The organism is Methanogenium organophilum, assembly GCF_026684035.1.
GTDB classification, from domain to species: Archaea; Halobacteriota; Methanomicrobia; order Methanomicrobiales; family Methanomicrobiaceae; genus Methanogenium; species Methanogenium organophilum.
In genome coordinates this window covers 2,108,218-2,130,106 of record NZ_CP113361.1, presented here as the reverse complement: position 1 = coordinate 2,130,106, position 21,889 = coordinate 2,108,218, and the positions used below count along the sequence as shown (strand labels likewise).

Sequence of the window (21,889 nt, the reverse complement as noted above, 5' to 3'; positions counted from 1 at the left end):
AAAGATAGTAACTGCAAAAAGTTGGAAAAAATGCATTTACAATTCCTGAAAAATGTATTCAACCAAAAACATTTGTTCATAATCATGAATATGTTCGCAATATTTTATTTATTTCTGTTGCCAATATATGAGATCCAGGATAATATTTTGGATCATATATTTTTTCAGAAAGCTTTTTTCTCTCATCTGAAAAATGATCGATAAAAACACCTTGGTAAATTTCTTCCAAAATTTTGGTCAATTCATCAATATTATATACTTTAGGACCTGGTGTAAATTCTTCAAAATCAAACATAAATCCACGATCTTCATCACGATAATATTCTAAGTCATATGGAAAATAAATAATTGGTCGATTCAGGAATAAAAAATCAAATGCAATTGATGAATAATCAGTAATTAATATATCAATAAAAGGTAAGACAGAATATACATCTGTATCTGAATCCAAATTAAAAAAGTGTGAATCATTTTCTAGTATCTGACCCATAGTGTTTGTTGCAAAATGAAATTTTGTAATCAGTGCATAATTTTTATTTAAGAGAAATGTTTTCAGTTTTTGGATCTCGGATAAATCTTCTGTACCAAAAAAATTAGTTGGTGCTTTATCTCTAAATGTAGGAGCATAAAAAATAATTTTATATCCTAAATTTTTCAGATCTTGAATTTTTTTTATTAACTCAAAATCATTTCCAATATAGTAAACCTCGGGTTCTTTTTGGTCAAATATATCGTTACGAGGATATCCAGCCAGAATAACCCTATCTTTAGGAATACTAAACGCTTCACTTAAAACATTTGAAGCAAATTCCGACTGTGCAAGCAAATATGATCCTTTTCCACCGTATCTAATTTTTACTCCAGGAAGTATACATTCAAGCGTTTGGAATATTTTAATATTACAGCGTGATTTTTTTTTATATTCATCAGACATCGCGAATGTGCCAATTTTCTTTAGTGGAAAACCGTGCCAGAGATATAAAAGAACACCTTTATGCAAAAAAAAGCTATTTAGGTCATTAATTGATTGATCATAAATAAATATTGGAGAACGGAGATGATACCAGATTGATTTTAATGACCAGATATGATATACTTCAAAGTTTTTATTCTCGAGTTCCTGAATTATTTTTTTGTTCCGGGTAACCCAGATTACTTTCTCGAAATCATACTTTTCTTTATTTATTGACAAAAATTCATATAAATATCTGGAATTATCTGCGAAACGCTCTCCAAACCATCCACCAATAACTAATATTTTTGAATTTTTTGGAATAATGAGAGATAGAGGATAAGTAAATAATTTAAGGGCATAATTTATTGCTGGTGTAATTTGCATAGCATTCAAATCCTTTTTATTCATTCATAGTTCAAAATAAAATGAGAATATTATATCTCCCACAATGACGCACATTCATTCAACACGTCAAACAGATTATACATTATTCACAGTTAAAGATTATTTTTGGCATACATTAATTCTTTTTCACTATCCACTTCAATCCAATTTTGTCCAGCAATATCCAGAATTGATACCTTCATAGATCCTTCCTTTATTAATTCACAAATTGCAGTCTCATACCAAGTGTCATATTCCTCACGTAATAGCTTTTCTTCAAGTTTATTCCTCAAATGTGAAGCACCTTCTTTATTAAGGTGAGTAATTCCAGCATATTCACCTGAAAAATTGTCAAAAGGAATTGATTTCCCCATATCAGTAACTAAATTCTCTTCAACTACAATTTTATAGTCTGCATCTGTACAATTCTTTGAACTATCCAGTACAACAAAATTCTCATTACTACAATTATTTATCATTTCAAAAATATTGCTGTTGAAACAAACATCAGCATTTATGATAGTTACTTCATCTGATAATAAATCCTTTGAAAACCATAATGACGCAATGCTATTCGTTATTCTAAAAAATGGATTTACTATGATATCAATATCATCAAATTTTTCAATAATTTGATTTGCTTCGAAACCTGCAATAATTCTAATGTGGAATTCGGATGCATCTTTTTTCAGAATAGACAGAGTTCTTCCTAATATAGTTTCATCATTATTAATTTTCAATAAACACTTTGGAGTATTTTTTGTTAATGGATACAATCGAGATCCTATTCCAGCAGCCAAAATAATTACATTCATTCCCACACATCTCCCATATTCAATTCAGATATTGTTGCACCATCTGAAAGACTTAACAAGTACATTACTGTTTTAGCAATATCAGAAGGTTGAATAATATCTTCTGGCTTCAGGTTTTCTTCAGCTATGCGATATTTTATCAAATCCGTAAAGACAAAACCTGGATTTATACAAGTTACATTAATTCCATACTTCTTTACTTCTAAACCTAAAGTATTTGAGAAAGCCCTCACTGCAAATTTACTCATTGAATACGAAGCTTTCCCTTTACAGCATTCAATTCCCCTTAAAGATCCAATATTAACTATATATCCATTTTTCTGTTTTTTCATTATTGGCAATACTGCCTTACAAAATCTCATTGTTCCCAGAGCATTAGTATCAAAACAGGAACAAATATCATCTTCACTTATATCTTCAATATACCCTAAATGACTCCTGCCAGCACAATTTACCAGAACATCTACATTTGTTATATTTGACATGAACGTTTTAATTGAGTCGAGATTTGTAACATCACAATTTTTTCTGCTTACTTCATGTACAAAATATCCTTTATTCTTCAATTCTTCTACAACAGCTTTGCCAATTCCTCCGGTTGCTCCGGTTACTATTGCTACCTTCATAAATACTCACTCCAATAAAAATAGACCTATTCTATACAACTGACCATTCTCCACAGGATGGGGAAATGGGCTTATGTTAATACCTTTCCCTTCACATGTTTTCATTACATCAACTCCGGTAGCTTCCAGTGGAATTCTTCCTCTTGAAGGATTAACACAAATACTGCTGTCAGAGGGACATGCATTACATCCCCTGCATGATCCACCAATGAAACTAATTGCCCAATAATAATTTCTTTTAAATGCTTGCTTTTCCAGAGTTAACAGAATTTCTTGAACTCTGGGACCCGATTCTTCCCGAATTATTTTAAATTCTTCTTCGTTTGAATAGCAATATGACTTTCCAACTAATAAACCATATTTATATGCATTAATTAAACGTTTAAAATAATCAAAATCAGGGATATTTGGAGGGCAAGTAGGCTTTTTCCCATATTTTAGACAGGTCATACATTTGTATGTTGTTCTAAAATCCATGGCAATCTCATCGGTGTAAACTTGTTCAATAATTTCGGCACCCTGCTCTTTCGCCATATCTCGAAAAATTGCTAAATCTTCATATGCCACAATAATTCCCCTAATTATTAGTACAATTTACTCCTAAATATAAATTAATACTGGATAACACACCCAAGTACAGCAATACAAATTGACTAGAACGTAATGTCACCCCTGTCCTCCGAAAAAATTTGAATGGCAAAGACAATGCAGATACATTTGTTTCACACGATTAGTGATATTAAATCACTTCTCATTATGACTAGATATTAAAAGGCCCGCTCTTAACAAACTATCAAACGTCCCTGCATCGCTCCAGAACCCTTCCAGCATTGCAAACTGCATCGCACCACGCCTGATGTAGGAGTTGTTGACATCCGTAATCTCAAGCTCGCCACGTCCAGAAGGTGCGAGAGTTTTGATGGTATCGAAGACTCGTCCATCATAGAGATAGAGACCAGTCACAGCATAATTCGACTTGGGTTCTTTCGGCTTCTCCTCAATTCCAATAACCTTATCGCCATCAACCTCGGCAACGCCGAACCGATGAGGATCAGATACTTCCTTCAGGAAGATTTTTGCTCCTCCCTCGAATGCCTCGACATCTTTCCTGACATTATCCTGAAAGATGTTATCCCCAAGAATAACTGCCACGTCCTCCTTCCTGGCCCATCGTTCCGCAAGCCCGAGCGCCTGTGCAATTCCACCGGCCTCATCCTGAATCTCGTAGGTGATCCGAATACCGAACTCTGATCCCGACCCTAGGAGTTCAAGGAAGTCGCCAGCATGGCCTTTACCGGATACTATCATGATCTCTGTAATTCCTGCATCGATAAGTGTCTGGAGCGGATAGTAGATCATCGGTTTGTCATAGACGGGCAGCAGGTGCTTGTTCGTCACCTTGGTGAGGGGGTGGAGGCGGGATCCCGTTCCGCCGGCGAGGATAATTCCTTTCATAATGATGTCTCCTTAGATCCTTGGGTTCTGATTTTTAGATAGTCTTTCAGGGCGTCCCGCCAGGGACGCATCGGCGAGGTCTTTGTATTCTCAAGTACCGAAAACTTCGGTCGCTTTGCAGGCCTCAGGAATTCCCTGGATGAGCAGGACTCTACATTCGGGATGATTCCAGAGGCAAAATTGTACCATGAGCAGACGCCTTCATTTGTGATGTGATAAATTCCAGGCTCTGCTTTAGCAATCTCCGGTGTTTTTTCAGCAAGGTCGACGGTATAGGTAGGTTTCCCAAACTGATCATCGACAACCCGGACCTTCTCCATCTCCGCGGAGAGCCGGAGCATTGTCTCAACAAAGTTCAGACCATTCAGACCAAAGAGCCATGAGGTCCGAACGATACGATAATCCTCCATTGCAGCTATTATCGCCTGCTCACCTTGTAGCTTTGAGGCGCCATAGACATTGATCGATTTCGGTCTATCATCCTCAACATATGAACTATGAGAACCATCAAAGACATAATCAGTACTGTAGTGGACAAGGGTAGCCCCCACTTCATGACAGGCAGCGGCAATATATCCCGGACCTTCACCGTTCACCGCAAACGCCAGATCCTCGTGATCCTCACACCCATCGACATTTGTGAAGGCCGCTGCATTGATAACAAGCGATGGTTTCAGATCTGAAATGAATGAAAAAACCGCTGCCTCATCCGTAATATCGAGTTCATGACCCCGGCAGACCGCATCCGGATACACCTTCTGCAGGTCGTGGCCAAGCATGCCGGACGCCCCGAGGATGAGCACCTTTTGGGCCATTACTGGCTCCCCTCCTTCAGGGGCCGCCACCACCACTCGTTATCGATGTACCACTGCACGGTCGCCGTCATTGCCTCATCGAAGGAGAAGGCAGGTTCCCAGCCCATCTTCCGGAGTTTCGAGAAGTCAAGGGAATAGCGGAAGTCGTGACCTTTCCGGTCCTCGACATACTCAATCGCCGACTCGTCTTTGTCGAGCAGCCGGAGGATTGTATCCGTAATCTCAAGGTTCGTCTTCTCTTCGCCGCCGCCGATATTGTAGGCCTCACCAGGTTGCCCGTTCTCAAGCAGGAAATCGATTGCCCTGCAGTGATCAAGCACATAGAGCCAGTCCCGGACATTCTGGCCGGTGCCGTAAATGGGGACTTTCTTCCCCTCCATGAGATTTGTCACAAAGAGAGGAATGAGCTTCTCCGGGTATTGATATGGACCATAATTATTCGTGCACCGGGTCACAATCACCGGAAGCTGGTGGGTATGCCAGTACGAAAGCGCAAGAAGGTCAGACCCCGCCTTGCTCGATGAATACGGACTCGAGGGATTCAGGTTATCGGTCTCGACAAAGGATCCATCGGGTGTACTCCCGTAGACCTCATCGGTTGACACATGGACAAACCGGTCGATCCCATGGGCAAGCGCTGCGTCCAGCATCGTAAAGGTCCCAAGCACATTGGTCTTCACGAAGACCGAGCCATCGGCAATGGACCGGTCCACGTGACTCTCCGCCGCGAAGTGGACAATGGTATTGATATGGTATTGATCCAGAACGCCATCCACTGCTGACCGATCACAGATGTCACCCTGCACAAACGTGTAGCGGGGATCGTCCTCAACATCCCTGAGATTCGCCGGGTTGCCAGCATAGGTAAGGACATCCAGATTTGTGATCGAAATATCGGGATGACTCTCGAGCATGTGGCGGATAAAATTGCTGCCAATGAAACCACAGCCACCGGTGACGAGCAGATGCATCTTCTCTCACTCCCAAAATGGATTAGCCGTGTTTTACGCCGGGGACAAGGCCCCAGTCGTAGGGTATTTCTTCGGTATCGGGTGGCAATCTGAATTCATCCGGATCAGCATAGTTATAGGGGAGCGTGGGGACACTTACGAAAAAGGCGGTTTCATCTCCGATTGCCTTGAAGCCATGGTAGACACCTGGTGGTACGGTAATAAGAGCCGGATTTTTCTCCCCGATAAAGAGTTCCATGAGGTTTTTGTAGGTTGGGGAATCCTTCCTGTCATCATAGAGCGCAACCTTCATCATGCCGTGGACACAGGTGAAGTTGTCTGTCTGCTTCTTGTGATAGTGCCATGCCTTGACAACACCGGGATATGCTGTTGTACAGTACACCTGCCCAAACTGTGTGTAAATTTCATCATCAGAACGAAGGATTTCCATCAACCACCCGCGTTCATCGGGTATGACTTTGAGCTGTTTGATGTGTACTCCGTCAATTCCAGCATTCATTATCAAAAATATGTATTTGAGGTAAATAAATCAGCAGGAATTAGATTTGATGCATCAATAAGTATAAAGTGAATTGAATTTGTGCCATATTTAATATTATTTACCCACATCAGCATTGGGAGGGCAATCGTTCAGGTTCACTCAAGCAAAGAAGACATTCTCCTTCAGTAGCAAGATTATAAATGAAGCTTGAATTATCAAAAAAAAGTTTCTTATATTCATTTGCATTAACAATACTATAGCTAGGAATTGATTTTTTAAAATACTCTTCCCATTTCTTATTAAGACTCCATAAATTTCCTTTTAGGCAGTAATATGAACCTCCACACAGTTGTTCATACAATTCATATTCACTCGAAAATAAATTGGAAACAACATTTGCCATAACAAGAGTCATATCTGAACAATTTATCGTGATATGACCGTAATCGGATGGAATAAATACACAATCTCCCGTATCAGCACTTACTGCAATAATATCAGTCAAATCTTTTTTCTGTAGGAGAAAGTATGCCCTTCCTGCAAGCACTTGATAAAGTTCAGGATAACCTATTCCAGATAGAGAATCAGGGTGATAATGACCCTTTGTCTTAACATATTCTCTGCCAAGCATTGCCGGAGGAATTACTGTAATATCATACCGTAAGTTCTGGCGTGAAAGAATCTCACGATCCTCTTCATTCATCGCGAGATCGCGGTACATATAGTAGAGAGGGGTGTCTGGATCTATTGCAACAGCATCCGGGTCTGCCAGCACACATGCCATATCGCGGACAGTGCGTACAGAGGGTTCGGGAAGAGGGCCCTTCCAGTAACGGTCCATGCTCACAACGTATGGAAGGGAGGAATATTTATACTGCTCATTTTGAATTTGTATTTAATGATATTTCATTGACATCAAAGTGAGAAAACACCTTATCATACTATTTATTCATTGGTTAGTTAGAGTTCGTCTGATATCTCTGCAAGGTTATTCCATGGAAATAGTGGATCATAAAAATCAATGAGAAACAATCAAAAGATATTTTTTCTCGATTCCCAGTAACCAAGTGATTTGAAGTCATTGTATCCGTCATTTCATAACAGCACATCATAATTTGTTCAAAACAGATAAATTTGGCTTACATTCACTCAAACACTCAAAAATATCCGCCAAATATCCACACAACATCCAAATAAAACCCATATGTCACCCAAAAAACCAACCAGCACAGACGTCCTGAGCGACCTTATCTCACCACAAGACACCCCATACATCCTTCCAAAATACCCATCAATAGCGTCCACCCCACAAACGCACAATTATCCGTAAATTCCACAAAAAACGCATATATTTGCCGCATTTGGCCCACCACAATTCCGGGGAAAAACAGACCCCGATTACCCTAAGTAAGGGGTCTAAATGAAAGACATGGTGAAAGTCAGCTGGCGGCAAAAACTACCAGGCAGTTGATAAAAATAGAGAAAACTCAAAAACAGGGAAAATACCCCCTATTTCCATCATTCGTCGGGCAGTTCACTTCGCCCAAGCTCAGGCTTCCCGTCGACCCATGCCTCAACCGTTGTCCGGATGGCGTCATCCGCATAGGATGGGATGCGGACCTTCGAGCGGGAGAGCGTCACGTAGCAGACTTCTCCTGCGGGGTCGTGGCACTTCATTTTGCATGAGAACATGTCCTTTGCAGTGTTGCGGGACTGCGTTCCACCGATTGCGGTCGCGAGGTCGTCGTCCGCCATCACATGAGCGGCAGCGGTGTCGATGGTGTCGGCCTCGAGATTCTCATAGATGACTTTCGCGTCATACCGCTCCTGGGAACGGACGACAGGGTCAATTGTGACCCCCCCTTCTCGACATACGCAGTGCAGTCGAATGGGTTCGTGTCGATGATCTCCTGCACGAGGGCATCGAAGGTGGTGATAACCGTCATGGGAACAGAGAGATCCCGCACCGCACTCTTGGTATTGGTGGTCTGGATAAAGTCAGCCAGTCAGCTAAAAGATTAATTTGATAGATCCTTCAATTAATCCCTTCGATAAAATTTTCAAAAATAAGTACCCTGCAGTTAGATAATTACTGTTCTATGGACAAAATTCTTAAACAATAGCTATTTTTATTTATACAAATACAATTGTATGATTCGCAAAATAACGAACTGACCTCTAATAATCAGCCAAAATTTGGGGTAGGAACAAATCCACTATCACTGACTTATATCCATGAGAATATTTAATATACCGACCTGACAAGACTTCTCCGATAATTGGCCAAACACGTTTCCATCTCGAAAAACCATAAAATAACTGCCGTTTTTGCAAATGTGTAATTTTTCCATCTAATAATTTTTCAATATTTCCCGTTAGTTTCCCTTTAAAAAGTAAAAATTCTTTAGCGACGGTATATTTTTGTTGCTGCTTTGATAGCAAAATACAATTCTCTTTTGACTTTTTATTTTTGAGTATATCAATTAGGTCAAGAAAACCAAGATTTTTTCCACCGATAACCTGATCGCTATGCTGGCGATATCGTATAAGAGGCTCCTCAATGAATTTGCCTTTATTTTCTGTAGTACTCAAATAAAATGAGATCCACTCGTCGTGCCAGAAAATATCAGGTATAGGAATAAAGCTATCAATCATCTTTGCATTGATGGCCATTGTTGCGCCAGTAACAACTCGATGTTTTATTAGGACATCCATTTGGTTCCCTTCAGAGAATAATTTTCTTTCACGATTTTTAAAATAAACAGTTTTCCACATGGTATAGCCAAGGGGATGAAGCTCTTCATCGACAACCTGAGCATCGGAAAAAACATACCCAATATCTGGCTCATTCCTGAATACATTCAGGATTTTCTCAATCTTTTCCGGCATCAGGATATCATCCTGATCACTCAGGAAAATAATATCCCCTTTGCATAATTTGATCGCTTTTTCAAAATTTTTCGTTACGCCCAGATTATCAGGATTTTCATAAATTCTTACGAAAAACGGAAGTTGCTTTGAAATTTCATTTGCAATTTTTATCGTATCGTCAGTAGATCCATCATCACAAATGACAAGTTCATCAGGCAAACGGGTTTGATTCGCAATACTTACCAGTTGCTCTTCTAAATACCGTTCCCCATTGTACGTACACATTGCCACCGAAACTCTAAGATCAGAATCACCAGAATCCATTTACACCATCTGCAAAATATTCACTCATTCCGAATTTTCGTTAGATTCTTTTTGAAATAATGGGAATACCAGTATTTCATCGATCTTCGGGCAATCAGATACGGCTCTAATTTTTTCTGTCCACCCCACACAAAATCACTTGTTCGGTCTTCTTTGTGCAGAATACGCACTCTTGGATCGTAGTACTCAGACAACCCCTGCCTGACCATCATTTCTGACAGGATCAGTTCTTCACCATACAAAAACGTGTAGTCATCGAATCCAACATTTTTTTCGAAAAACGGAGGAGCAAACAGTATAAATGCACCATGCAGAGAATAAACCTCACAAGGAGCATTTTTGGGTAATGCACAGATACCAGGATTCTGACGTTTTTGCACTAATTTATCCAAATATGACAACACCGAAGAAGGTAGCACTAATTTAAGGAAGATCACCGGCAATGACGTCTGAAAAAGTAAAAATGTTGCATCCCTTTTCGTTAGACGACTTGTATAGCACGGATTTTGACTGATCCCATTTAAATTGTAAATCGATGGACCCAGGATTGCTGCATGATACATACGTTGCGTATCCAGCAATGATTCCAGAATTCCTTCACTCTGAAATAAAATATCGTTATTAGAACACGCTATGTATGAAAATCCCTTTTTCCGAAGAAAGGAAATGCCTTTGTTAAAACCTTTCGCAAACCCGTAATTCTGATCAAGCTGTAACAGGTAAATATTTTCAGATTTTTCCAGATATGCTGATAAAACATCCATCTTCTCCTTTAATGAATGATTATCTACAACGACAATCGTCAGATTTTCATAATATTTTCGTATTGAATTCAGACATTCGATGGTATCTTCAACAGTCTGATAATTTAAAACAATTAATCCAATCCTGGATTCAACATCACTTTTGCTATAAAAACCAGACATTTTTTTTTCACAATTTTTATTTCAGATATTCCAAATATTTTCAGAACAAATTATTCAGCTGTATCAATATACTAGTTGATTTCTCAATAAAAATTAATGGGATAGCATCTGCCATTAATTATTCTCCCAATTCATTGGTTCAAATTAAAAGAATCATTTCCAATATCCGGGACATCGTTATACTTAGATCCAAAGTTGGCCAGTTTGAGTTGAATAAACTACGAAGACTGCCCGCTAAAGTCATCCTATTTTATCACAATTTAATGCTATATGCCCTCTCAAATGTGCTGCAGAACTCAGTTAATTTGTGAATTACATATTTGAATCAAAGTAAATTTTCAGGATCATGATCGGCTTTAACAATCCCCAATACCACATATGACATACCGTGCTCCCACAACCCGCCCTCACCCGCTTAATGAACATCGACCCGCTCCGCCGCCAGAGCGCGATCAGCCTCGTCTCCACACTGGGGCTCACCTTCGTCGGGTTCATCGCGACAATGTACTTTGCCCATGTGCTCGGCAAAGCTGCATATGGAGCGTATGCCCTCTTCCTTGCGTATTATGGCATATTCAGTCTCATCGGTGACGGAGGGTTCGGCGGGGCTGCCGTTAAACGGATCTCCGAGGGGTGTGAGCAGGATGCATACTACTCCGCATTCTGCGCCCTGAGAATCGCACTCCTCGCGGTATCCGTCACCGCTCTTCTTGCAGTCCGTCCATTTTTAATTGACCTTGAAGCATCCGGAATGGTTTTCTGGCTGCTCGTTGCCCTTGTTGTCAGTGTGGTTCCGGGCATCATCACCACCGGTGTATACGGCACCGGCATGGTCGGGGTGCACCAGACAGCGGCCCTCATAAACTCCATCGGAAAAGTGCTCATTCAGATTCTCGCCGTCTTCCTGGGCTATGGCGCCGCAGGACTTGCCGGCGGCTTTATCGCAGGAATTATCGTTGGCGGTGTGATCTGTCTGCCATTTGTGAAACTCCATCTCACCCGCTTCACGCCGGAGCACCTCAAAAACCTCTTCACCTTCTCCTTCTGGATTTTTCTCTCCGGAAGCGGTGCCGTCATCTTCTCATACGCCGATACGATTCTGGTCGGCTACTTCCTCTCAACAGCCGACGTCGGCCTCTACCAGATTGCCGCCCAGTTCACTGCAATTGCCGTCTTCACCACCGTAGCCCTCCGGACCACCCTGTACCCGAAGATCAGCCAGTGGCACGCAGAAGGCTGCTCCGGGTTCATCGAACGCTCCCTTTCCCGCGCCTTCACCTACTCGCTCCTCCTCGCCGTCCCGGTCGCGGTCGGCGGATGGATTCTGGGCGAACGCCTCCTCTACTTCCTCTACGGTGCAGGATTTGCCGAGGGAGCAGACGTCCTCCGCATCCTCCTCCTCGTGCAGGTGGCAAACGCCTTCATGTTCCTCCAGACAATGGCCCTCAGTGCCACGGGCCGCCCACGGGAATCCTTCTATGCCACCGGGACTGCAGCGGTCATAAACATCCTTCTGAACCTCGCCCTTATCCCAATCCTCGGAATTGAGGGAGCAGCAATCGCCACCCTTGTCACAATGCTCGTCAACGCCGTTATCGCCCACCACTACCTCTCCCGGCAGATACCAGTACATATTGAGCGTGGCCCCACCTTCCACATCCTCCTCGCCGCAGGCAGTATGGCCCTTGTTGTCCTCCTCTACCGACTCCTGATCCCTCTCTCGAATGTCCTCCTTGTACTGGGAGCAGTCATTCTGGGAGCGCTCGTCTATGGAACCATCCTCCTGAAGACCGATGCGGGCCTTCACGATGAAATACACGACCTCGTGGTGCAGCTCGGAATACCCTGGCCACGGTGGCTGTAATGCCACGTCCACCACGAGAGACACAACATAGACCCGGTAAGAAAAACACGTTCAATATGGCAGACACCTACGCACCAGGACTCCGGCCCCGTGATAGCCGAACAGCACTGCCACGGCCGGGACCCATCACAATAGGTATCTATCATAAGAACGGAACATTCAATCAGAATGGCAGCAGCGAAGGTCAGGGCCCTTTTTTCGGTACAGGAGAATAACAGAATTACATGATTGTTGTGGGGATTGATCCAGGGGTGGCACGGGTCGGCTACGGCGTTCTGGAAAGAACCAACCGAAATCCGACTCCGCTGACCTATGGCTGTATTGAGACAAAAAGCGGCCAGAGACAATCCCTGCGTCTGCGGGAGTGCTATGAAGGAATCTCACAGGTCCTTGACGAGTACAGCCCCGCATGCGTCGCAGTGGAGAAACTCTTCTTCTCAAAGAACACCACCTCTGCAATGCAGGTGAGTGAAGCACGCGGCGTCCTCCTGCTCGCAGCAGAAGAACGCGACATTCCGATTGCAGAGTACACGCCCAACCAGATCAAACAGGCAGTCACCGGTTCGGGCCGGGCCGACAAACAGCAGGTGCAGGAGATGATGCGGCGGCTCCTCCGGCTGCAGGAAATTCCCCGCCCGGACGATGCCGCAGACGGTCTTGCAGTCGCCCTCTGCCACATACACACGATGCGATAATATGATAGCACATCTCTCAGGAGTTCTGGCATCCACCGGTGACCGGTGGGTGGTAATTGACGTCGGCGGTATCGGCTACCGCGTGCAGGTCACCGGGCCCGCACTGCAGAGTATCAGGGAGACTGAAGGTCTCATCAAAGTGCACACCCATATGGCCGTCCGGGACGATGACATTCAGCTCTACGGGTTTCTTCACCAGAGTGAACTGGACCTCTTCCGTATACTCATCAGCGTCTCCGGAATTGGCCCGCAGATAGCGATGAACATCCTCTCCCAGATCTCTCTGGCGGATTTTGCCATCGCAATCGTGAATGACGATGAAAAGGTCCTCACAAAAATATCAGGAATCGGGCAGAAGAGTGCCAAACGGTTGATCCTCGAGCTCAAGGACAAGATGAAGAACCATACCGCGACCGTCCCCGCCACCAGACGAACAGCAGAGGCAGGCGACGCGGTGAGTGCCCTCATCTCGCTCGGGTTCTCCCCACGGGAGGCACAGGAAGCAGTTGATGCGGTCCAGCCACTTCCCGAACCGACCGTGCAGAACCTGATCCGTGCGGCCCTTGCCCGCCTCCGGGAGCACTGATATCATTGAAAGAGAATTCCATGCAGGAGAGACTTCCCTCACCCGAACGTCTGGCAGAAGAACCGGACGACGCCACCATCCGACCCGCACACTTCGACGAGTTTGTCGGTCAGGCGCAGATCAAAGAGACCCTTGCGATAGCCATCGCGGCCGCAAAGACCCGGGGGGAGACCCTCGACCACATCCTCTTTTCCGGGCCCCCCGGCCTTGGGAAGACAACACTTGCCCAGATTGTCGCCCGGGAGATGGGAGTCTCCATCCGGAGCACCACCGGCCCGGTCTTAGACAAGCCCGGGGATCTTGCCGCCCAGTTAACCGCACTCACCCAGGGTGACGTCCTCTTCATCGATGAAATTCACCGGTTAAACCCGGTGGTCGAGGAGATCCTCTACCCGGCAATGGAAGACGCCTGTATTGACGTGATGATCGGCGAAGGGCCCGGAGCACGCTCGGTGCAGCTTCCTTTGGAGGAGTTTACCCTCGTCGGTGCGACAACAAAGGTCGGGCTCTTAGGATCCCCCCTGCGAGACCGCTTTGGCTTTATATTCCGCCTCACCCTCTACGACGTTGCCGATCTCGTAAAAATTGTACTGCGCAGCGCTGCAATCATGCAGACAGAGATCACCATAGACGGCGCACAGGAGATTGCAGCGCGAAGCCGCGGGACACCACGCATCGCAAACCGTCTGCTCCGGCGGGTCCGCGATTTCGCTCTGGTCCGAAAGGACGGCACCATCGACGAACAAACGGCAGACCTCGCGCTTTCCATGCTCGGCATCGACTCCCTGGGCCTTGACAACGTCGACCGGAGGATTCTCTCGGTCGTTGCGCATGACTTTGGCGGCGGCCCGGTAGGGGTCAAGACAATTGCGATCGCGATTGGTGAAGAGGTGCGGACAATCGAAGAGGTCTATGAACCGTACCTGATCCAGATTGGTTTTATCAAACGGACACCGCAGGGAAGGGAGATTACAGATGCGGGCCGAAGGCATATTGGGGTAAGCAGGGGTGCGGGCAATGACCCCGGACAATCCACACTCTGACATGATAGGACTGCTGCTGAAGCCCAACGGATGCGATCCCTACTATAACTATTTTTTGTTCAGACCGGCTGTCATAAAAAATATGAAAACAGGGGATTTATTCCCGCTCAAAATCATCATCAAACCGCACGATATCGTCCTCACCCACATACTCTCCGTTCTGCACCTCAATCACGTCTAGCGGGATAAGGCCCGGATTCTTTAAGCGATGTTTGATGCCTGCGGGGACAAAGGTGCTCTCCCCCGGCCGGACAAAGAATTCATTGCCGTTGTTTGCCACGAGGGCCGTTCCCTTGACAACGACCCAGTGTTCACTCCGGTGGTGATGCAGCTGGAGACTGATGCGGCGTCCCGGCATGACCGTTATGCGTTTGATCTGGAACGTATCCCCCCGCTGGAGAACGGTATATGTCCCCCAGGGCCGGTGTACGGTTGTATGGACTTCACAGCGTTCATCCCCTCTCTCCGTGAGGAGCCCCGTTATTTCCCCGACTCTCTGCGACTCAGAACGGGGACAGACAAGAAGGGCATCCGGGGAGTCGATGATTGCACAATCCCGGATCCCAATGGTTGCGACAAGCCGGTCTGAGATCACAAGGTTGTTCTGGCTCTCCATACCCAAGTATTCACCACGAACGGCATTTCCGTTCTCACCCTTGGAATGGACAGAATAAAGTGCTTCAAAACTGCCGACATCACTCCAGGGAACAGAAAGCGGGACCACCGCAGCCTTATCCGTCTTTTCCATAATCCCGTAATCAACGGAGATTTTCGGTGTCTTTTGAAACGCCTCGTCTCTGGAAAGGGTGAACGCCTCTGCCACCTCCGGGGCATGTTTTCTGCACTCGTCCATGAAGAGGGTGGCAGAAAAGAGAAACATCCCGGCATTCCACAGGTAACCGTCACGCAGATAGGACTCCGCTGTTTGTTGGTCCGGCTTTTCAACAAAAGCTTCCACAGTATATCCTCCGTCGAGAGGTGCACCAGGCCGGATATAGCCATACCCCGTGTGGGGTGAATCCGGTGTAATGCCAAAGGCGACCAGATACTTCTCTGCGAGTTGTTCTGCTGCCATAAATGCAGATTTGTATGTTTCGTCAGGTGTGATCAACTGGTCCGATGAGATGACTGCCACCCGTGCGTCCGGATCTTCTTTCAGAATGGCAGAAATCCCATAGGTAATGGCAGGGAGCGTGTTTTTCCCCTGCGGTTCAGAGAGGATCGGACAGTGAACATGCATCTCCTCGAGCTGATCCGCCACAAGGAATCTATGTAGCTCATTCGTTACGATTGTTATTTCATCAGGTTCAGAAAAGAGAAGGGCCCGCCTCACTGATTTCTGAAAGAGGGATTCAGCGTCAATGAGGGGGATAAACTGTTTTGGGTAGCAGATCCGGCTTAGAGGGAAGAGCCTGGTGCCGGAACCACCTGCAAGGATGAGAGTTTTCATTCCGCATCGAACCCTTATTGAGAGAAATTCCATTTTAAATGATTGATGGATCTTCGGGTAGGCACCATGGCAATCACCAAAAAAATCTATTGATACTCAGGAAAGGAATTTCCTGAGAGATGACTCCGGTAAAACTCAACAAGTATTAAATATCTGATTCGCATTTAATTGAAATTCTAAAACCGGATTACGATCAACCAGTGGAGAGAGAACAGCGGATGGCTGAAACCCTTTTTCCTGTATACCTCTGTCGGGCCAGAGATCCCACACAATCCTATAATTGCCTGTGAACGTTCAGGTTTTCCGTCACCATTGCCTCAGCCGTCAATAGGATAGCACCGTCCGTGTCACATCGTAACACGACAAGTATATATGTTAACAGCGTTAATTAAAGAGTATGCCAGCCGTTAACAGCGTTAACAAAGTACGGCTACCCCCCTCATCCCAGCGGGTGTTAACCCTCCTAAAGGATGGAGAGCCAAGGACATTCAAGCAGGTAACCCAGGAAATTGAGATTTCACCGCGTACGGTCCGCTATGCAATAAAGAAACTCAAGGAGAATGGACTCATCATAGAGAAATTCAACTTCCGTGACGCCCGTCAGGTCCTGTATCAGACAAAGGACGTCCTCAGTTCCGATGAAGCCCCGAAGGCAACAGCATGAAGCACCCGTTCTGCGACATCATGATCTGCGATGAGATGGTACGTCAGTATCTCCCTCAGATACGGGCAGAAGTGGTCTCCAGAATGATCATGCAAAAAGGAATTACCCAGAAACGGGTAGCAATATATATGGGTCTGACCCCGGCTGCCGTATCACAGTATGTCAGTAGAAAACGGGGATGCAAAGCGATCGAGATATCCCAGGAACTCGATGAAGTCATCGAGCAATGGACACAGTCACTGGTGAATGGTGACAGAAGTGTTACAATTTGTGACATCTGCCGGTGTGTACAGAAAGAATTCAGAAAATAACCAATTTTTGTGCACCTCACGGCGTAGGAATGTGAATTTCTCTGCACAGGTACAATCCTTGCCTGAAGGGGAACATGCGGAATTCATGATGGATGATGTATCAGACAGTATTGAATACTGACCCCTTTCGAGAGAGAAGAGGGAATGCAGACTATTTTCAATTCATATGCATAGAAATCTGACACGATAAAACAGATAACCCGCCGCTCCAATAATCGAATTAAATATCTTGGTTACCCATACCTCTGGATATGAAGGAAACCTCTGCAATAATCTATACGGACGGCGCCTCACGGGGAAACCCGGGAAATGCTGCGTGGGCCTACATCATCCTGCAAAACAGCGTTATTGTAAGAAAACATTCCGGATACTGCGAATTTGCAACAAATAATCAGGCAGAATACGCCGCAGTAATCCACGCACTGGCCGATGCAGCAGACAAGGGATTCAGGGACATCACCCTTTACTCTGACAGTCAGCTCATTATCCGCCAGCTGAGAGGGGAATACAAGGTCAGAGACCGCTGTTTGAGACACCTGTACACAAAAGCAAACACAATCGTCAGGAAATTTGATTCCGTTTCTTTTCAGAATGTACCGCGTTCAGACAGAAACATCAGTATCGCAGACCGCATGTGCAACGAGACACTTGACAGGGTAAAAAAAGGGGGCAAAAAAGACATACCCGAAGAACAAGTCACCGCAGAAGAGATCACCCTCAGACCCATAGGGGTTGTCAAATCATCCTACCGCACACCCGGCGAAGCACCCCGGCAGGGACGGCTGTCTGACCAGATTGCAGAGATTCACATTTTCCCGGAATACGAAGATGCACTCTACAAAATTGAGGACTGCACCCACCTCGTGGTGCTCTGCTGGTTTAACAAGGCGGAGCGTACACTCCTTAGGGCAACGCCACCCGGACAAAAAGAAGAACGGGGAGTCTTTGCCATCCGGTCACCGGGACGACCCAACCCGATCGCCCTTGAAACAGTTGATCTGGTGAGCACCCGTGGCCCGGTGTTAACCGTCCGTGGGCTGGACGCAATCAACAATACACCGGTCCTCGATATTAAACCCCTTATCAGCTTTGATACCATCAAAAATCCATCCCCCGATGACACCGAATGACACCGGAACCATCACGCACCATGAAAATCACAGCACCGGTTCATCATACAGAATTGGAACCGTTCATTTCATTCTCATCTGTTCCCGCTGAAATGGGCAAATATATCCGCCAGCATGTTGAAAACATATATAGATTTATGCAGGACGAATGAGAGAAATTCATCATAGTTCCTTAAAAGAGATACAGTAGGAGAACATAATGGCAGAAAATACTGAAAATTCACAACAGGCATGTGATGGAAACTGTTCATCATGTGCGAGCTCATCCAGCTGTACAGACCCAAATAAGAAATCCAGCGGAATTGAGAAGGTAGACATCAGCGTAAAGCACATCATCCTCGTTCTCTCCGGAAAGGGAGGCGTCGGGAAGAGTACGGTCGCAACAAATCTCGCAATGTCCCTTGCCAACAAGGGATACGACACGGGAATCGTTGATCTTGATATTCATGGACCGAACATCCCCAAGATGCTGGGTGTTGAAGACAGGCGCCTTGAATCACGTGACGGAAAGACTATCGAACCGGTCCGTCTCACCGGAAAGCTGGGTGTCGTTTCCATGGCCTTCCTCCTTCCGGATACATCCAGCCCGGTTGTCTGGCGCGGACCCATGAAATTCACCGCAATCAAGCAGTTCCTCGAAGATGTAAACTGGGGAGATATGGAATATCTCATTGTTGACCTCCCGCCCGGCACCGGGGACGAAGCACTTGCGATCTGTCAGCTCGCACCCAACATTGACGGCGCGGTAATTGTCACTACCCCTCAGGATGTCGCTGTGCTCGACTCAACAAAGGCAGTCAAATTCGTTGAACAGCTCGACCTGCCCGTTATCGGCATCATTGAAAATATGAGCGGGATGATCTGTCCACACTGTGGGGACGAAATCGATCTCTTCGGAAAGGGAGGCGGAAAGAAAGCCGCAGAGGATCTCAACGTCCCATACCTCGGTTCAATCCCTCTTGACCCGGAGATGCGCAAAGCAGGCGATGAAGGCAGACCGTTTGTCGTCAGAAAATCAGGGGATGACCAGCATCAGGCAACATGGGAAAAGGTTGATGCAGTGATGGACAATATCCTCAAACAAATTAAACAATAACACCTATTTTTCCATCTTCCCGGACATCCATTGTGGATACCTCCTCATAACACAACCAGAATCAATAACACCGTGAACAGAGGTATAGTAGTCCATGGATTATCTCAGGATCCTTTCCGGGGGAGGAGATATACTTGATATATACCAGCTGCTCATCCCCTCGCTTGAAACGATTGAACTGCTCCCCCAGTCCATTGAACCCATATACCTCAAAGCCATTGGACTGGAAGGACAAGATCTGGACCATTTCCGGTTCGCTCTCGTGCGTCTGCAGGTGTATGCGGATATTCACCGGTATGAAGACAGCGATGAAATGCAGAGGATAAAATACGTATCCCAGACGCTGGAAAAAATCATATTTGGAAATCTCATGCTGGAAACAGAGTCATATATTACCGATTAGTCGTCCGGGACTGTCATTTTCATCCGGACCGTTTCCTTTTTATTCCTCCGGAAACAGTACGTTGGCATACCGCCGGGGGAAAACGCAAATGGCATCATGGAAATGTACGATCTGTGGATATATCTATACTGAATCAGAGCCGTCAACCGCAACACCGTTTCAGGAGCTTCCCGATACATGGAGATGCCCCGTATGCAACGCAGGGAAAGATGCGTTTAAAGAGATTCGCGAGACTGACATCCATGCATCTGCCAGTGAAACCGTCTCAGATGTAATCATCGCAGAACTCGCTGCATGGGGGGTGAATCTGATCTTTGGTCTTCCGGGCACCTCATCTCTTGGCCTTGTTGATGCAGTCAGAAAAAATGACGATGTACGCTATATCGTTGTCCGCCATGAGGAGAACGCGGCCATGGCCGCATCTGCCTATAACAAACTGACAGGCAATATTGCCGCCTGCCTCACTATCGCGGGACCGGGTGCAACAAACTGCGCCACAGGACTCTATGATGCAAAGGAAGACCATGCATCTCTCATTTGCATTAATGGTCAGGTTGAAGCTCAGTATTCCGGTCCGGGTGGTATTCAGGAGATCGATCAGGACGCATTCTTCCGGCCCGTCTCTGTATACAACAACACAATCTATGACCGGGATAAGACCATCCTCCTCCTCACCCGCGCCCTGAAATACGCAAAACTCCGGCATGGTGTTGCCCAGCTCTCAGTACCAAACAACATCCAGAAATTACCGCTTGAAGCGAAAAATATCAAAAAAGAGCGGTGCAGTGAAGCATCAATACTTCCGGAGAGAGAGATCATCACAAAGGCTGCAGCGATCATTGAAGGTGCAGAAAATCCGGTCGTCATTGCAGGATGGGGGGCATATGAATATGCGGATGATGTTGCCGTATTCGCAGAGACGTGCAGTGCACCCATAATCACTACCTTCCGTGCAAAAGGGCTCTTACCAGACACCCACCCCTGGAATCTGGGCATACTTGGCAATGTGGGGTCGCCCGCCGCCCGTGAATGGGTGAATGAAGCGGATCTCATCATCACCCTTGGTGTCGGATTTTCCAAATATACTAACGTACCATTGACAAAACCCATCATCCAGGTGGATATTGACCCCGTGAAACTGGGCGTATCCCCGGAAACCACACCACTCTGGGGAGACATACATCAGGTTCTCGCTGCACTCCTCCCTCTCCTGAAGAAACGCAGCACAGACCACACAAAAGAAAAAATCGCATCCCGGAAACGGGAGTGGTACGCGATCCGGGATACCGAGGCGGATGCCACTAAAAAACCCATCCGACCGCCGTTTATTATGAAAGTACTCTCTGAGGTCATCCCGGAAGATGCCGTCATATCCCTTGATGTCGGGGAGAACCAATGGTGGTTTGGCAGAAATTTCCGGATGAAACGGCAGCGCTTTGCCATGTCAGGATACCTTGCGACCATGGGATTTGGTCTTCCGGGTGCGATTGCAGCAAAACTCGCCTATCCCGACAAGGCGGTCTTTTGCATCACCGGTGACGGAGGATTTTCAATGGCAATGGGCGATTTTGTCACCGCAGTGAAATACCATCTCCCCATAGTGGTTATTATTCTGAATAACCATGAACTGGGGATGATACAGGTTGAACAGATGATGGAGCAGTATCCAAATTATGCAACAGACCTCCACAATCCGGATTTTGCTGCATACGCAGAAGCATGCGGTGGCATTGGTATTCATGTGGAAGAACCCGAAATGCTTAGAACAGCAGTTTCCGGGGCAATTAACTCCACTCGCCCGACGATCATCGATATTGAAACCGATCCGGTACGCTTTTACCGCTAACAGCCAAAGGGCTTATCGAAATCAGCCCATACATGCAAAATGCATAACTATTATTTGGCACTATAAGCGGGAAATAGGAACAGTCCCGGATGGCGTGCATTCAGGCATATTTTTTAGAGATGTTCCCTTATCAGATGACAAAAAATCCCGCAATTATGTATTCAGGACCGAAGTACTA

At 45.7% G+C, this 21,889-nt stretch carries 24 protein-coding genes; 10 read left to right on the top strand and 14 right to left on the bottom strand.

Annotated features, from left to right (window positions below):
* Nucleotides 1-82 precede the first annotated feature (82 nt).
* From OU421_RS10515 to OU421_RS10455, 13 genes are all read right to left on the bottom strand, one after another.
* On the bottom strand, nt 83-1,363 hold the full coding sequence (locus OU421_RS10515) for a CDP-glycerol glycerophosphotransferase family protein (RefSeq protein ID WP_268186046.1): 1,281 nt from the start codon (nt 1,361-1,363) through the stop codon (nt 83-85).
* Between the two features lie 89 nt (nt 1,364-1,452).
* The gene (locus tag OU421_RS10510; RefSeq protein ID WP_268186045.1) at nt 1,453-2,154 is read right to left on the bottom strand and encodes a phosphocholine cytidylyltransferase family protein; all 702 of its coding nucleotides are present in this window, start codon (nt 2,152-2,154) and stop codon (nt 1,453-1,455) included.
* Entirely contained in the window at nt 2,151-2,780 is a 630-nt protein-coding gene (locus OU421_RS10505; RefSeq protein WP_268186044.1) for an SDR family oxidoreductase, read from the bottom strand. The genes OU421_RS10510 and OU421_RS10505 overlap by 4 nt, the downstream gene beginning before the upstream one ends.
* 6 nt (nt 2,781-2,786) lie before the next feature.
* Entirely contained in the window at nt 2,787-3,347 is a 561-nt protein-coding gene (locus OU421_RS10500; protein WP_268186043.1) for a DUF2284 domain-containing protein, read from the bottom strand.
* A gap of 177 nt (nt 3,348-3,524) precedes the next feature.
* Nucleotides 3,525-4,235, bottom strand: a complete 711-nt coding sequence (locus OU421_RS10495; protein ID WP_268186042.1) for a sugar phosphate nucleotidyltransferase — start codon at nt 4,233-4,235, stop codon at nt 3,525-3,527.
* On the bottom strand, nt 4,232-5,050 hold the full coding sequence (gene rfbD / locus OU421_RS10490) for a dTDP-4-dehydrorhamnose reductase (RefSeq protein WP_268186041.1): 819 nt from the start codon (nt 5,048-5,050) through the stop codon (nt 4,232-4,234). Before rfbD ends, OU421_RS10495 begins: the two co-directional genes overlap by 4 nt.
* Nucleotides 5,050-6,021: a dTDP-glucose 4,6-dehydratase gene (rfbB, locus tag OU421_RS10485; RefSeq protein WP_268186040.1), complete on the bottom strand. Its 972-nt coding sequence runs from the start codon at nt 6,019-6,021 to the stop codon at nt 5,050-5,052. The genes rfbD and rfbB overlap by 1 nt, the downstream gene beginning before the upstream one ends.
* Nucleotides 6,022-6,043: 22 nt before the next feature.
* Nucleotides 6,044-6,520 carry a dTDP-4-dehydrorhamnose 3,5-epimerase family protein gene (locus tag OU421_RS10480; protein WP_268186039.1) on the bottom strand — a complete coding sequence of 159 codons (477 nt, stop codon included), beginning with the start codon at nt 6,518-6,520 and terminating at the stop codon, nt 6,044-6,046.
* 109 nt (nt 6,521-6,629) lie between these two features.
* Nucleotides 6,630-7,343 carry a glucose-6-phosphate isomerase family protein gene (locus tag OU421_RS10475; RefSeq protein WP_268186038.1) on the bottom strand — a complete coding sequence of 238 codons (714 nt, stop codon included), beginning with the start codon at nt 7,341-7,343 and terminating at the stop codon, nt 6,630-6,632.
* A gap of 677 nt (nt 7,344-8,020) precedes the next feature.
* Nucleotides 8,021-8,257 carry a hypothetical protein gene (locus OU421_RS10470; protein ID WP_268186037.1) on the bottom strand — a complete coding sequence of 79 codons (237 nt, stop codon included), beginning with the start codon at nt 8,255-8,257 and terminating at the stop codon, nt 8,021-8,023.
* Complete coding sequence (locus tag OU421_RS10465) at nt 8,257-8,469, bottom strand: hypothetical protein (RefSeq protein WP_268186036.1); 213 nt, start codon at nt 8,467-8,469, stop codon at nt 8,257-8,259. Before OU421_RS10465 ends, OU421_RS10470 begins: the two co-directional genes overlap by 1 nt.
* A gap of 211 nt (nt 8,470-8,680) precedes the next feature.
* Nucleotides 8,681-9,697, bottom strand: coding sequence for a glycosyltransferase family 2 protein (locus OU421_RS10460; protein WP_268186035.1), 1,017 nt, complete (start codon nt 9,695-9,697; stop codon nt 8,681-8,683).
* Nucleotides 9,698-9,717: 20 nt separating this feature from the next.
* A complete protein-coding gene (locus tag OU421_RS10455) occupies nt 9,718-10,623 on the bottom strand; it encodes a glycosyltransferase (protein ID WP_268186034.1) in 906 nt (301 codons plus the stop codon).
* 388 nt (nt 10,624-11,011) lie between these two features.
* Between OU421_RS10455 and OU421_RS10450 the strand changes: the two genes are divergently transcribed.
* The 4 genes from OU421_RS10450 (at nt 11,012) to ruvB (ending at nt 14,811) form a co-directional block, all read left to right on the top strand.
* Nucleotides 11,012-12,487: a flippase gene (locus tag OU421_RS10450; RefSeq protein WP_268186033.1), complete on the top strand. Its 1,476-nt coding sequence runs from the start codon at nt 11,012-11,014 to the stop codon at nt 12,485-12,487.
* A 224-nt stretch (nt 12,488-12,711) separates the two neighbouring features.
* Nucleotides 12,712-13,182, top strand: a complete 471-nt coding sequence (ruvC, locus tag OU421_RS10445) for a crossover junction endodeoxyribonuclease RuvC (RefSeq protein WP_268186032.1) — start codon at nt 12,712-12,714, stop codon at nt 13,180-13,182.
* 1 nt (nt 13,183) lies between these two features.
* On the top strand, nt 13,184-13,768 hold the full coding sequence (gene ruvA / locus OU421_RS10440; protein ID WP_268186031.1) for a Holliday junction branch migration protein RuvA: 585 nt from the start codon (nt 13,184-13,186) through the stop codon (nt 13,766-13,768).
* Between the two features lie 20 nt (nt 13,769-13,788).
* A complete protein-coding gene (ruvB, locus tag OU421_RS10435; RefSeq protein WP_268186030.1) occupies nt 13,789-14,811 on the top strand; it encodes a Holliday junction branch migration DNA helicase RuvB in 1,023 nt (340 codons plus the stop codon).
* Between the two features lie 97 nt (nt 14,812-14,908).
* On the opposite strand, the gene OU421_RS10430 is transcribed toward ruvB, so the two are convergent.
* The gene (locus OU421_RS10430; RefSeq protein ID WP_268186029.1) at nt 14,909-16,261 is read right to left on the bottom strand and encodes a mannose-1-phosphate guanylyltransferase/mannose-6-phosphate isomerase; all 1,353 of its coding nucleotides are present in this window, start codon (nt 16,259-16,261) and stop codon (nt 14,909-14,911) included.
* A 397-nt stretch (nt 16,262-16,658) separates the two neighbouring features.
* Between OU421_RS10430 and OU421_RS10425 the strand changes: the two genes are divergently transcribed.
* The 6 genes from OU421_RS10425 (at nt 16,659) to OU421_RS10395 (ending at nt 21,711) form a co-directional block, all read left to right on the top strand.
* Nucleotides 16,659-16,925 carry a winged helix-turn-helix domain-containing protein gene (locus OU421_RS10425; RefSeq protein ID WP_268186028.1) on the top strand — a complete coding sequence of 89 codons (267 nt, stop codon included), beginning with the start codon at nt 16,659-16,661 and terminating at the stop codon, nt 16,923-16,925.
* On the top strand, nt 16,922-17,236 hold the full coding sequence (locus OU421_RS10420) for a transcriptional regulator (protein ID WP_268186027.1): 315 nt from the start codon (nt 16,922-16,924) through the stop codon (nt 17,234-17,236). Before OU421_RS10425 ends, OU421_RS10420 begins: the two co-directional genes overlap by 4 nt.
* A 251-nt stretch (nt 17,237-17,487) precedes the next feature.
* On the top strand, nt 17,488-18,366 hold the full coding sequence (gene tsaA, locus OU421_RS13015) for a tRNA (N6-threonylcarbamoyladenosine(37)-N6)-methyltransferase TrmO (protein ID WP_326493499.1): 879 nt from the start codon (nt 17,488-17,490) through the stop codon (nt 18,364-18,366).
* 199 nt (nt 18,367-18,565) lie between these two features.
* The gene (locus OU421_RS10405; protein ID WP_268186026.1) at nt 18,566-19,462 is read left to right on the top strand and encodes an Mrp/NBP35 family ATP-binding protein; all 897 of its coding nucleotides are present in this window, start codon (nt 18,566-18,568) and stop codon (nt 19,460-19,462) included.
* Between the two features lie 94 nt (nt 19,463-19,556).
* A complete protein-coding gene (locus OU421_RS10400; protein WP_268186025.1) occupies nt 19,557-19,865 on the top strand; it encodes a hypothetical protein in 309 nt (102 codons plus the stop codon).
* 88 nt (nt 19,866-19,953) lie between these two features.
* Nucleotides 19,954-21,711, top strand: a complete 1,758-nt coding sequence (locus OU421_RS10395) for a thiamine pyrophosphate-dependent enzyme (protein ID WP_268186024.1) — start codon at nt 19,954-19,956, stop codon at nt 21,709-21,711.
* The last annotated feature ends 178 nt before the right edge of the window (nt 21,712-21,889 follow it).